This is a genomic window from Flagellimonas olearia (genome assembly GCF_009184425.1).
In the GTDB taxonomy this organism is placed as follows: Bacteria; Bacteroidota; Bacteroidia; order Flavobacteriales; family Flavobacteriaceae; genus Flagellimonas; species Flagellimonas olearia.
In genome coordinates this window covers 326,489-340,083 of sequence record NZ_WELG01000001.1, presented here as the reverse complement: position 1 = coordinate 340,083, position 13,595 = coordinate 326,489, and the positions used below count along the sequence as shown (strand labels likewise).

10 protein-coding genes are annotated in these 13,595 nt (G+C 42.6%); 3 read left to right on the top strand and 7 right to left on the bottom strand.

Annotation, left to right across the window (positions count from 1 at the left end; all coding sequences use genetic code 11):
- Positions 1-14 precede the first annotated feature (14 nt).
- Entirely contained in the window at positions 15-587 is a 573-nt protein-coding gene (locus tag F8C76_RS01340; protein ID WP_129655893.1) for an RNA polymerase sigma factor, read from the top strand.
- A 137-nt stretch (positions 588-724) separates the two neighbouring features.
- Positions 725-1,498 (top strand): carbohydrate-binding family 9-like protein, encoded by a 774-nt coding sequence (locus tag F8C76_RS01335; RefSeq protein WP_152130124.1) that lies wholly within the window; start codon positions 725-727, stop codon positions 1,496-1,498.
- A gap of 161 nt (positions 1,499-1,659) precedes the next feature.
- On the opposite strand, the gene F8C76_RS01330 is transcribed toward F8C76_RS01335, so the two are convergent.
- The 5 genes from F8C76_RS01330 to F8C76_RS01310 form a co-directional block, all read right to left on the bottom strand.
- The gene (locus F8C76_RS01330; RefSeq protein WP_152130123.1) at positions 1,660-2,904 is read right to left on the bottom strand and encodes an aminotransferase class V-fold PLP-dependent enzyme; all 1,245 of its coding nucleotides are present in this window, start codon (positions 2,902-2,904) and stop codon (positions 1,660-1,662) included.
- A 154-nt stretch (positions 2,905-3,058) separates the two neighbouring features.
- A complete protein-coding gene (locus F8C76_RS01325; protein ID WP_152130122.1) occupies positions 3,059-4,498 on the bottom strand; it encodes a RagB/SusD family nutrient uptake outer membrane protein in 1,440 nt (479 codons plus the stop codon).
- 36 nt (positions 4,499-4,534) lie between these two features.
- The gene (locus F8C76_RS01320; protein ID WP_152130121.1) at positions 4,535-7,948 is read right to left on the bottom strand and encodes a TonB-dependent receptor; all 3,414 of its coding nucleotides are present in this window, start codon (positions 7,946-7,948) and stop codon (positions 4,535-4,537) included.
- Between the two features lie 117 nt (positions 7,949-8,065).
- Entirely contained in the window at positions 8,066-9,193 is a 1,128-nt protein-coding gene (locus F8C76_RS01315) for a FecR family protein (protein WP_170283932.1), read from the bottom strand.
- A 70-nt stretch (positions 9,194-9,263) separates the two neighbouring features.
- Positions 9,264-9,872 carry an RNA polymerase sigma-70 factor gene (locus tag F8C76_RS01310; protein WP_129655881.1) on the bottom strand — a complete coding sequence of 203 codons (609 nt, stop codon included), beginning with the start codon at positions 9,870-9,872 and terminating at the stop codon, positions 9,264-9,266.
- A 648-nt stretch (positions 9,873-10,520) separates the two neighbouring features.
- Between F8C76_RS01310 and upp the strand changes: the two genes are divergently transcribed.
- Positions 10,521-11,174: a uracil phosphoribosyltransferase gene (gene upp / locus F8C76_RS01305; RefSeq protein WP_152131430.1), complete on the top strand. Its 654-nt coding sequence runs from the start codon at positions 10,521-10,523 to the stop codon at positions 11,172-11,174.
- Between the two features lie 17 nt (positions 11,175-11,191).
- On the opposite strand, the gene F8C76_RS01300 is transcribed toward upp, so the two are convergent.
- Positions 11,192-12,562 carry an MBL fold metallo-hydrolase RNA specificity domain-containing protein gene (locus F8C76_RS01300; protein ID WP_152130119.1) on the bottom strand — a complete coding sequence of 457 codons (1,371 nt, stop codon included), beginning with the start codon at positions 12,560-12,562 and terminating at the stop codon, positions 11,192-11,194.
- A 3-nt stretch (positions 12,563-12,565) separates the two neighbouring features.
- Positions 12,566-13,414, bottom strand: a complete 849-nt coding sequence (locus F8C76_RS01295; RefSeq protein WP_152130118.1) for an ATP cone domain-containing protein — start codon at positions 13,412-13,414, stop codon at positions 12,566-12,568.
- Positions 13,415-13,595: the final 181 nt, after the last annotated feature.

Sequence of the window (13,595 nt, the reverse complement as noted above, 5' to 3'; positions counted from 1 at the left end):
TTATCAACCTCTAAATGGACTATACCGACAATAATTACCTTTTGACCAAAAGGTTGATCAAGGGTGACGAAAAGGCTTATGAATACTTGATGGACACCTATTACCAAAGACTTTGTGCCTATGCCTATACCCTTACCAACGACCATGGAAAAGCAGAGGATATTGTACAAAATGTCTTTGTAAGGGTTTGGACAAAACGAAAAAAGCTCAATCCAAATTTTTTAATCAAAAACTTTCTATACAAATCCGTATATAACGAATTCATTGATGAATACCGGAAGAACAAATCTGTTCTTTATCTAGAGAAAAAATATCTAGAGGCCATAGACATCGTTGTGGAAAAGGAAGAAGATAATCTTGAGGAAATCATTAGATTGGTAAATCTGGAAATCAACAATCTTCCCACCAAGTGTAGACATATCTTTCTACTCAACAAAAAAGAAGGGCTCACACATACAGAAATTGCGGATCATCTTGGAATTTCCATAAAGACCATTGAGGCACATATGACCCGTGCCTTTAAGATTCTTGAGAAAAAATTGGGCCAAAAATACGAGACCATTTTTTTTCTCATGTACAATGCCTAGAGTCGAATTAAACAGTGAATATCCTAATAAACAAGGTTTTCCGATTTCATAAAGTAATCTCTGGAAAACTGGGAACATTTGTATTACCAGCCTTTAACCGAATAATTAATCAAAACTGAATAACATCCTTTTAAACCATGAAAAACGCAAAACCCACTGTTCTACTACTCTGCTCCATATTAACCTTATCCTGCGGTGTCACGAAACAGCTGGACAATGACAATAAGGCCATCCAAACCAACCAGACCATGAACGACGAGAAAACCAAAAAACTTCCAACACTCACTATAAACAAGAAATCGTTTACCCAATTAAAGGACCTAAATTTCAAACACAGTGTTGGCGGACAGCCCATCCCGGAAGAGACCTTGGTGATGGTAAAATACGATAATGAATTTCTTGAAATAAAATTTGAGTGCAGGGATAACCCCAGAATGGACCAGAACCATTTTACAGAGGACAATACCCGAATGTATACCCAAGAGGTCTTTGAGCTATTTATCAGCAAAGGAAAAGAACCAAAGGAAGATTATGTAGAGATTCAATTAAACCCCAATAATGCCATGTTTTTGGCAACCATCCATAATAACTTTAAAAGCGATGGAAAATTCAGCTCAGAACATTTGGACCCCAATGCCATGGGCGTGGTACATAATGCTTCTAAAGACCAAGGCACCAATACATGGAGTGGTTCCATGAAGATTCCATTAAAATTGCTACAATACCCTGAAAATACGCCTGACAACGTGTACCGATTAAATTTTTACCGAATCATTTCCCAAGAAGACCATACCGAGAAGGATTGGAGGAACAATGCCGAAAATTCGACTTTTGCTTGTTGGAGTTCCACTATGGCAGAATCACCGGCTTTCCACAGACCTGAATATTTTGGTTATATGGTTTTGGAATAAAGGAACCTCAAATACAAAAAAGGGGCGCTGGTTGTCACCTGCGCCCCATACAATCTAAAAAACTAACCAAACAATTCCAATGATTGCTCGATTTTACACGCCACTTGAAGAGTAGCGGGGCCATTGCATTTGGATTCACAATGACCAAATATCTTAAAGCCTTATACGGCTTTACTCAATACGTCGGCCAAACGTTCGGCCACGTAGTCTACCTGTTCCGGCTTTAGAAGCACAACACCAACGCTCAATCTGTCCTCGGCACCATCTCTTCCTCTTCTAATATTGGTTACAATACTTGGGTTTTCCGCTTTTAAAGCATCACTAACCTCTTTTGGGCTCATCTTCACCTTTTCTTGATCCCAGCTCACCAACATACTTGGAAAGGCATTTGCAGGACCAGGGCTTACATGGGTCTCCCCACTTACGGTCTCAATGGTGGTTATCTTGGTTTTGATACGTTCAATACGGTCCAACCAATCTTGCCATTCCTTTTCATGATCCAGTTCCAAATAGGCCTTAAGGGCTGCGTACATCCCAAAAATCTCCTCTTTGTTGACTTTCATTGGCCTACCTATTGGGGCCTCATGGGGGCTATGGTTGAACTTGGCCGCTTCAATAAGGTCTTTTCTACCAAAAAGAAGTCCGGCACTCTGAGGTCCCCTGATCATTTTTCCTCCTGAGAAAGTAATCAGGTCGAAACCTATTTTTTGAAACTTGAACAAGTTTTCCTTTGGGGGTACATCAGCAGCGGCATCAATAAACGTGGGTATATTATGACGCTTGGCTATGGCTACGAACTCTTCGTGTAAAATTGGTCCGCTTGCCGCATTGAAGTACAAGGCCATTACCGTGTTCTCATTGATGGCAGCTTCCATTTCCTCGGCACCATCCACCTCTACAATCCGAGCACCTGCTGTAGGAATTGCTTGATCGAAGACATATCTATGGCTTTTCTGCATGATAACTTCCGGACGTGGATCGGGAAGGTCCGGCAATTGCCTTCTCTTCTTCAAATCCATACCTGTTATGGTCGCAGCAGTACCCAATACCATGGCACAGGCTGCTCCCGAGGTCACCATAGCGGCTTCCACGTTGAGCATTTCGGCTATCTTTTCACCTACCTTGTCCTGTAGTTGGTACATATTGGCAAAATCATGGGCGGTGGAGTTAATGGCCGCCATCACCTCTGGACGCATCAACGAGCCCGATAGAAAGGTCATGGTAACCCCCGCATTGATTACCGGTGTCACGCCCAGTTCCTCAAAAAAGTTCCTGGTCGCTTCTTCTGTTCCAGCTCCTGAGTCGGTCTTGTTGAATTCACAGGCCGATACCATTCCGGTACCTACCAATCCACCTACTACCGGAACAGCCGATAAGTTTTTCAATAATTTTCTCCTTGTAATCATCTGTTATTGTTTTTGGGTTATTCCAATTCCATGATCATCCATTTCCTCCCAAGTTTTCTAAAACAACAGTGTCCGAGTGCCACAGAACCTACTCCTGTGGCACTCTTCACTGTATACTTATTTTAAATTTCCTCTGTCATTCAAAATGAATCAATTACCATCCTTGTCTTTGAACAAGGTTTTCATTGGTATCTATTTCTTCCTGAGGTAATGGGTAATATCTGTTTCGTTCTGCATAACCATTGGGTCCCAAGACAGTTTGGGCCAATCCCCATCTTCTCAAATCATTGAAACGATGGTATTCAAAGGCCAACTCCACTTGTCTTTCATGCACAATGGCATCGAACAAAGCTTCTTTGGTCCCTGTGGTTCCTGCATCCAACAAGGTCATTCCCACACGGTCACGAACTTCGTTCACCGCATCACGGGCAACATCCCTCATATCCAATTCATTGGCAGCCTCTGCATACATCAACAATACATCTGCATATCTGATGGCCGGGAAGTTGGTCCCTCTGTTGTTCACGTACATTACGGGGAACAAACCTTTTTTAAGGTTATATCCTGTTGCGGACCATACGGATTGATAGGTATCCAAGTTCAAGCTCTCTGTACTTAGTTCAGGGGCAAAAACATCGCCATCAATAAAGATGGATTCGTTAAGTCTTGGGTCACCATCTTCAAAAGCATCAACAATGGTCTGTGTGGGCAAATTGTTTCCAAAACCTCCATTTACCTGTGGGTTGTTGTAAGATACCCTTAAGGTACCAACATCGCCTTCACCCACTTCGGCAAACTGGATTTCAAAAACGGACTCCACATTGTTCTCACTGTTGATATTGATAACATCTCCGAAGTTCTCTACCAAGTCATACAGCTCTGAATCGATTACCTCACCAAGCCAAGCTTCGGCCTGCTCATAGTTCTCATCATACAGATAGACTTTTCCCAAAAGGGCCTGTGCAGCTCCTTTGGTGGCTCTACCCAAATCCGAGGCTCCGTAAACTTCTGGAAGCACTGCTTCCGCATCTATCAAATCCTGAATCATCACCTCATAGATGGCAGCCCTGGTTGATTTTGCCACCAAAGCGTCCGAAGGCACCTCAAAAGGTTCTGTGAACAGGGGCACATCTCCCCAAAGGGTGGTCAAATGCCAGTAATAAAATGCACGTAAGAACTTGGCTTCTCCCACCAACCTACTCTGAAGACTTGCATCGATGTCTTCCATCAAAGGTACTTCTTTGATTACTGTATTGGCCCTAAATACGCCTTCATACAGCTTTCCGTACACGTCCATTAGGATACCATCGGCAGCGGAATAGGTAAAATCATTGAATCCATAACCACCAGTATTGGTAAGCACCACCTCACCTGTTGGCGGAGTGTACAATTTAGACATGGTGTTAGAATACAATTCAGTGGTCTGCAGGGTTGCATAAATAGCATTTACCCCTTGCTCCGCACGTTCGGCCGAGTTAAAGAACCCGTCAACTGGAATGGCATCTGGCGGAGTTTTATCCAAAAAATCTTTTTCGCAACTGCCTAGAGATAATGCCAAGCAGCTAAGAGTAAGTATTTTATATATATATTTCATGATCTCTATTTTTTTCGATTTATTTTCCTCGGTTTCCTACAATCCTATTTGCACACCCAATTGTATGGTTCTTGGCAAAGGATAAGTTCCCGTATCAACCCCTACTGCTAGAGGATTCAAATCGTTGGTCGCCCAACCAGATCCACCAAGTACATCAGGGTTATATCCTGAGTAATCGGTAATGGTGAACACATTTTGGGCACTTAAATAAACCCTGGCATTGGTCAGTCCAACAGAATCCAAGATTGTTTTTGGGAATCTATACCCTACTTGGATGTTACGCAATTTCAAGAAAGAAGCATTTTCAAGAAAACGTGTTGAAGGACGCGTGTTGTCGTTAGGATTTCCACGTACCGCTCTTGGGAACGTATTTGTGGAACCTTCCCCGGTCCAGCGGTTCAATGTAGTGGCCATTTGCTCATGCTCACCGTCCATACTTTCCAAATAGGCCCTCTGGCTATTGTAAAGTTCCTTTCCGGCAACACCTTGGAAGCTCAAGCTCAAATCAAAGTTCTTGTAGGACATGCTTCCGTTGATTCCATAGCTGAAGTCAGGGAATGGATCTCCTATCACCTTTCTATCTGCATCGGTGATGGCCCCATCTCCGTTCAAGTCCTTGAACCTAACATCTCCAGGTGCGGCACCAGGCTGTGTGGCATGGCTGGCCACCTCTTGATCGTTCTGGAAGATTCCATCAGCAACATAACCATAGAAGCTGGACATGCTCTCTCCAACTGTGGTACGTGTAAAGGTTCCGTAATTATAGGCATTGTTCACCAAGTTGATGATGGATGTTGTTCCATCTCCCAAGCTGGTCACCTCATTCTTAACCGTGGATAAGTTGACCGATACCTCATAGTTGAAATCGTTACGATCTTTTCTGTATCCCAACAAGAACTCGAAACCGGAGTTTTTGATCCCTGCAGAGTTCTCGTATGGGCCTAAGGATCTTTCAATACCAGTGGCCACGGAAATCGGAGTACGCAATAAAACGCCATCAGTATCCTTAACCCAGTAATCTGCGGTGAAGAAAATAGATCCATCCAACAATCCTAAATCAACACCTACGTTGGTCTGTGTTGTGGATTCCCATTTCAAGGCTGGGTTACCCAAGCTGGTAACCGCGGCGGCGGCGGCTATGCCTTGACCTGCTCCCAAAATATACCTTGGTGTGGTATCAATGGTGGTCTGGTTCACATAATTGTCATTGGTATCCTGGTTACCCAATTTACCCCAGCTTCCCCTTAACTTTAGGTTGCTGATGGCTGGTATGGCAGACATGAAGTTTTCCCTGGAAATGTTCCATCCCAAAGCTACGGATGGGAAATTACCATATCTGTTCTGGCTACCAAATCTTGAAGAACCATCACGACGGAAGGTGGCTGTAAACAGATACTTGTCCAAAACAGTAATGTTGGCCCTTCCCAAATATGATCTCAAAGCCCATTCAGACTCGTTTCCTTGAATAGTGAAGCTTCCCGTTCCTGCGTCAATCACCTGTAGCTCATTGCTAGGGAATTCGCGAATGGACCCACCTATATTGCTATAGAAGGCATTCTGCTCTGTATATCCACCCAAAAGGGAAAGGGAGAAATCTTCAAATTGCTTGTCGTAGGTCAAAATATTTTCGACCAAATATTCGTAAGACTCTCTCTTGCTCTCAGTCAATTGCTGAACAAGGTTGGTCCTGTTCTCCATCTCAAATTTGGGCACATACAATTTAGAGGTATTGAAACCAGCATTGATACCCAAGTTCAAACGATACTTCAAATTAGGAATGATCTGATATTCGGCATACAAGCTTCCCAAAATCTTATTGATGGTGGTATAGGTACGTCTGAAGTTCCTTCTACCCACAATGTTTTCACGGTTGTTCCTTCCGGTTTCAGCCGCATTTGGACCGGCGTACCCTCCAAGGTTTCCTTCCCTGAAAATAGGCATGGTTGGTGAAGCTCCCAATAAGTAGGCAAAATCCAAGTTGTTTCCTTGACCCATATTGAGTCCTAATCCCCTACTAAGGTTAATGGACTCTCCAATAGTCAATTTTTCCCCAATCTTGAATTCACTCTTTACACGGGCAGTATATCTTTTGAAGTTACTGAACACCATGATACCTTCCTGGTCAAAATAGCCACCAGAAGCAGAGTACTTTGCGTTTTCGCTACCTCCTGATATGGATACATTATAGTTTTGGATAGGAGCCGCCTGATAGGCTGCCTTTTGCCAATCTGTATCTACTGTGATGCTTTCAGGATTTGCAAATGCGGGTTCTACGGTAGCTCCGGCCGCAGCAGAAGCATCAATGTTCAACTGTGCATATTCCCTAGAGTTCAATAAAGGAATGAAATCCGTAAACTCCTGAATACCGTAGTAACTGTCTATGGTCACTTTAGGTTTACCACTTTTTCCTGCTTTGGTAGTGATCAAAACCACCCCGTTGGCAGCTCTGGAACCATAAATGGCAGAAGCAGAGGCATCTTTCAAGATGTCCATGGACTCAATTGAATTTGGGTCTATGGAGTTTACATCGGTAACGTTTACCGGCATACCATCCACAACATATAGTGGACCGGTATTTCCAAAAGTACCCATACCACGAACCCTGATCTGTAGGGGTGCCCCAGGTTCACCTGAACTGGAAGTAATCTCCACACCAGGTATTCTTCCCTGAACCGCTTCGTTGATGTTGGCAACAGGCTGTCCTTGTACATCATCCGATGAAACAGATGAAATGGCACCGGTCAAGTCACTTTTACGCTGGGTACCATACCCCACAATGACCACTTCATCAAGACTCTGTGCATCTTCCATCAAGGTCACATTTAAGGTAGTGGCGGTTCCTACGGCAATCTCTTGGGTAGAGAATCCCAATGAACTGAATACCAAAACGGCGTCAGGACCGGAAACCTGTAGCACATAGTTCCCATCAAAGTCGGCCGCGGTACCATTGGTGGTCCCTTTTTCTATGACCGAGGCTCCAAGAATAGGAACTCCGTTACTGTCCACTATGGTTCCGCTAATGGAAATCTGTGGAGCAGGTTGCTCCGCATTGGCCATAGGGGTTTTTCCAGAAAAAACAGGCTTTGTAGGTCTGTTGCTCTTCAAGACAATCTGGTTCTTTACGGTTACAAAAGAGATATTGTCCCCAACAAAGATTTTTTGCAACAAATCTTTGATAGCGATGTTCTTCACATTGATGGTCACCTTTTTGTTCACATCAACTTCACCTGTTTTGTAAAAGAATTTGAATTTACTTTGGTTCTCTATCTGGCCCAATACCATTTCAATAGGGGCGTTGTTCACACTCACCGTCACTTTTGTGTTCTGGGAATATGAACTCGCATGGAGATTGAACAAGACACATATAAATAATAAGATCGAAACCTTCAATGTTCGGTTCTTGTTTAAAATGTTTTCCAAAAAACAGGAAAACCAATGGTTGTTTTTCATAATTTTGAGAGATTTTGATTGATTAACAATCCTTCAGTTAAAATCATTTGTTTAGGGGAACGTGGCCGCGTTCCCTTTTTTTGAGTCAGTTTGTTTTAATTCATTGGCAAGTGGTTTTTAGTTGGGTTGATTAATTATCACTTTATTATCTTCAATATAGTAGTCAAATCCAGCACTTTCCTTGAACGTATCCAATAGATCAATGATGGTTTCGTTTCCAAATTTACCATTGAACTTTATGGGATCCAGTTCTGTGTAGGCGTTACTGATCTCTACATTGTACCTTCTTTCAATTTTGTAGACAATTTCTTGGAAAGACTCGTTGTTGAAAATCAATCTTCCCTGTCTCCATTCCAAGTAATCGTTCACATCTACCTCCTCCACAGCAAATCCGTTGGAGGTCAATGATGCTTTTTGTCCAGGCACAATGACCTGGGAAGCCCCAGAGTTTTCTTCCTGATGATTATCCGACACCGAAACACTTCCTTCCACCAATACCGCAAAAGGTTCGGTACCTTTATAGGAGCTTACATTAAAATGTGTTCCCAGAACTTGGACATCTATATCATTGGCTTCCACCAAAAAGGGGCGTTTCTCGTCTCTGGCCACCTCAAAATAAGCTTCTCCGTCCAAGAATACCTTTCTTTCTTGATCTGGCAGAAAGTTGACCGGAAATTTCATGGAGGTACCCGAATTGAGATGCACCAAGGAACCATCTGAAAGTACCAACTGGAACGTTTTTCCATGAGGTACTTTTATTTCATTGTACACCAACTCCTTCATGGACTCGTTGGTCTTATATACAATTTTGTTCCCTATCTGGGTTGCAAACACCTTTCCGCCTTGGGTTGCAAAGTTCTGCTCGGAATTTACGTTGAGCTTCTCTGAGGTATTGTCACCGGTACTAAGAACCACGGCACTGTCCTCAATGATCAACCCTGGGTTTTCCGCGGGTTCTTGGAACAACCAAACATAGGCTCCAGCAACCAGTCCAATGAAAACGGCAGCGTATTTAAGGACATTGGTCCTTTTTCTTCTGCGCGACATGATGCTGAGACGCTCTTGTATTTCATACCAAGCTTTTTCAATATCTGCATCGCCCTTGGTTCCCAAGGCCCATATTTTCTTTATTTCCATGAAAGCCTCCTTGTTATTGGGAGAGGCTTCTATCCATTGGAAAATTTTTGCCACCTCGGCTTCGGAAGCTGCTTCCGACAGGTATTTGGTTATCAAACGATATTCCATTGAAAGTCTTTGGTGTTTGTAGTAGGTACACCTCAAAGACATGCTACCCTATATAAGAGTTAAGTTTTTTTTAAAAAAGCGTTAAAAAAATTAAAATCAGGATGTAGGGAATGTAGCTGGCGAGTCTTAATTTGAGAAATTTTAGTGCCCGGGTCATATTGGCCTCCACTGCTTTTAGGGTGATGTCCATTTCTTCAGCTATCTCCTTGTTCTTCTTGTTCTCCATGCGCTTCTTCATAAAGATCTGCCTGCATTTTTCAGGCATCTCGGCAATGGACTTTTCAACCAATTCCTCAAGCTCGGAAAAGGTCATGGAATCAAACCTTAAAGAATCCAGAATTTCCATATCCAATAATCTTTCCTTTTCCTGGAGTTTCAAGGATTCATACCTTCTCTTGACTTTTTTATGGCGAAGCAGGTTCAAACAATCGGTTTTGGCCGAAGTAAACAAAAATGAGCGGATACCTCCTATCTTAATGATCTTATCCCGGTTGGTCCATAATTTGATAAATGCATCTTGGGATACACTCTTGGCCTTGTCACGATCGCCAATAAACTTTTGACTGAACCCTACGATATCATTGAAGTACTTATTGAAAAAAAACTCAAAAGCGCGGTTATCCCCTTTTTTAAATTGGGAAAACTGAAAGTCCTCTGCGCTGTAAAAATCTTTATTCATTTTCTGGCGATAGAAAAAATAGGGGGAAATACTTTTAATGCCGCTTACCCGAACTGTTGTGTTTGGATGCCTTCAAACGCGTTCCATACGCATCCATTTTTTTTCTATATTAAGCGTATCATCAAGTACATCACCGCCAATTCTCGAAAATTTCTGTAAATTTTCAAATTTTTAACGATATTCTTTGGATAAAATCCTAAAATTACAATGTTTTTTTGTGATATTTCAAAACAGTCGTATCCTAGAATTTCTCTTCAACCGCTTTTCTCTAATAAAATCAAGAATTTCGCTAATATAACTTATTGTTGGCCATTTTTTTTATAAATGAGAGTGCTAAATCATGAAGTCTAATTTACTTGATTGATTTACAGAAACATACAATATGTTAAAAGCCAGACACGCTCAGGATTTTAAAAAAGTTCAATTTACAGGGTAAATGTTCAAGTTACCCCGTCCCAGTTAATCGCAGATTATCATTATATCACCTTTGTGTTACTTCTCTACGCTTTTAATCCTTTGCGCAGTATCCTTAATAGTATCATTATGCCCAATATAAATCAGGAAGGTGCTATAAGCGACATCATGTAAAACCAGAAGTATTATGTGTTATTTTTACGAAAGACCTTTAATCCTACTGATACTTTCGATATGATCATCAACCGTTTTGATACATCCCCTTCCGTGCTAAACACCTTTATTTCTGAAATACGGGACGTGGGGATTCAGAAAGACGCCATGCGGTTCCGAAGGAACATTGAACGGATCGGTGAGGTCTTGGGCTATGAGATGAGCAAGACCCTAACCTATCTGGAAAAAGAAGTCATCACCCCATTGGGTTCAAAAAAAATCCAGAGCTGTACAGATCAATTGGTGCTTTGTTCCGTACTCAGGGCCGGTTTGCCCTTACATCATGGCATTTTGAACTACTTTGATGCTGCCGAAAATGCATTCATCTCCGCATACCGCCATCATCCCAACGATTCGGATGATTTTGAAGTGGTGGTCAAGTACTTTGCCGCACCTTGCCTGGAGAATAAAGTATTGGTGCTGACAGACCCCATGTTGGCCACGGGAAAGACCTTGGAAAATGTACTCAATGTTTTAAAAGGCCATGGTACGCCCAAAAAAATCCATATCATTTCCGTAATTGGATCCCAGCCAGGTGTTGAAAAGGTAAAAAAAGTATTCCCGGAGGATACACAGTTATGGATAGCGGCCATAGATGATGAGCTTTCCAGCAAAGGGTATATTGTTCCCGGTTTGGGTGATGCGGGTGATTTGAGCTATGGAATCAAATTATGATGCCCCCACCCATGGGGTCAAAGGAAAATTTCAACGGTTTCATGGAGTTCAGGAATATGGGTGTGCCATCCGAACACTTCTTCAATCTTGGTCTTAAAAACAGCCATGGCCTCGGTTTCCCCATGTATGAGGAACACTTTTTCCGGCACATTGTCCACGCCTTCAAGCCAATGCAACAGTTCCTTTTGGTCTGCATGGGCCGATAAACTTTCCAAATGCTGCACATTGGCCTTGATCGGCACATATTTTCCAAACATTTTCAATTCCTGTGCGCCCTCCAACAAATCCCTGCCCCGGGTTCCTTCGGCTTGATATCCCACCAACAATATGGAGGTGGAATCCATATCCGCCAGTTGTTTGATATAGGTAAGCACCCTTCCCCCCGTAACCATGCCACTACCCGCAATGACGATTTTGGGCCTGGGATCATCAATGGTTTCCCATGTTTCGCGATATGAGCTTACCAAAGTAACATGGTTGCACATATTACGGTATTCTTCCGGGGCAAGCTTATGCCATTTGGGAAATCGACCAAAGACCTCCAGTACGTTTATTCCCATGGGACTGTCCACGAATATGGGAATGTTGGGGATTTTGTTCCTATCGTAAAGTTTATACAACAAATACATGAGGGATTGCAATCGCTCCACAGCAAAAGATGGAATGATCAAGGTACCCCTTCTTTGAATGGTCCTTTGGATGAGTTCCTGTAAAATAGCCTCCAAATCTTCTTCGGGATGTTCCCTGTCACCATAGGTACTTTCCACAAAAATATAATCGGCCCATTGTGGACGTTTGGGCGAATCAAGTAGGTCGTCCTTTAAACGTCCCACATCACCAGAGAACACCAACTTTTTGCCAAAAAGGTCAATCTCAATAAACGTTGAACCAATGATATGGCCATTATATCTGAAACGTACCGAACAATGGGGTGAAAGCCCTATATCTTCCTCCTCTTCTATACTTTTAAAGAGTTTTAAGGTGGCCATCACGTCGTGCTGGTCAAACAGCGGAAGTGCCGGGTCATGCTTACTGTACCCTTCCTTATTGGCTCTTTCCGCTTCTTCTTCCAATATTTTGGCACTGTCTTCAAGAATGATCTTGGCAATCTCCAAAGTGGGTGCCGTTCCCAAAATACTTCCTTGAAATCCCTGTTTTACCAATAGGGGAAGATATCCGCAGTGATCCAAATGCCCATGCGTCAACAGGACCATATCTATCTGTGAAACATCAATGGGCAAAGCTTCCCAGTTCTGTATCCGAAGTTCTTTGTTCCCTTGGAACATTCCACAGTCTACCAGTATCTTGATTTCATCGGTTTCCAAATAAAACTTGGACCCCGTTACGGTACCCGCAGCACCCAAAAAATGAATTTTAAGTTTTTCCATATACTAAATCTGGGTATGACACAGGGATTGCATTTCGTTAATGATCCTACTCTTTCTACCATTGGAAACCCCCAAATGGTCCAAATAAAAACTATCTTCCAACAATTGACGGCACAACACAATATCCCTGTTCAACAAAAACTGTTTTTCCCTTGCCGATAGTAAAGTGGAGACCGTAATGGGATACAACCTCAGCCGATCAATCCTATCCTTCAATCCATTCCCGGAGGGATGGTCCCAACTCAATAGTTTTAATCCCGCACATTTTCCATACTGGAGCGCATCCATGGTGAAACGGGTGTTGGTAACCACCCATCCCGCAGTATTATTATATTCTTTTTCCTTTTCCGACTCGAGCGGTCCTTTAACGTCATGGTATCTGGAAGCAATGTACAACGGTACCTTTACATTGCACTTTAGGCCATCCTCACCATGAAACTTGCATTCAATAATGTTCAAGGTTCCGTCTTTATGAGCCAACACATCTATTTCATGGGACACACAGGTGCCTTGCACCATTTGCCCCACTTGGGTGGTGTATCCCGAATAATATAAAATACCGCTTATGAACCGTTCAAAAGGGAATCCCGTGGGGCCCAGTTCATAAATGGCCTTCTTCAATTTATATTTTGAAGCACAAACCGATTTAGTTTTTTTGAGCATGGCAAATGCCCTATTATAGATTTCCTTGGTGGAGATTCCTGGGTAGAGCTCGTCCATGACCACACTGACGATTTTTTTCACCAAAGCATCATCTGCCCCACTGGCCTTTAGGGAGTTTTCCAATTTTGAAACGGAGAACTTGGTCTTCTCCCCTGTGGATTTTATAATATCGAATTCCTGTTTTTGCATACTCTTTTTGATGTGGAAAATCCTCCATAAATATCTTGAAAATATCCTTACCCGTTAATGCGCTTGGGACTTAATTCTGTTATGGAACTCAATACACGTTACCAATCAGGCAAAAAATTGGGTAAATTCCGTTTAACGGATTGACTTATAAAGAACCCTAATAAAATCCGATTGCCCGGAA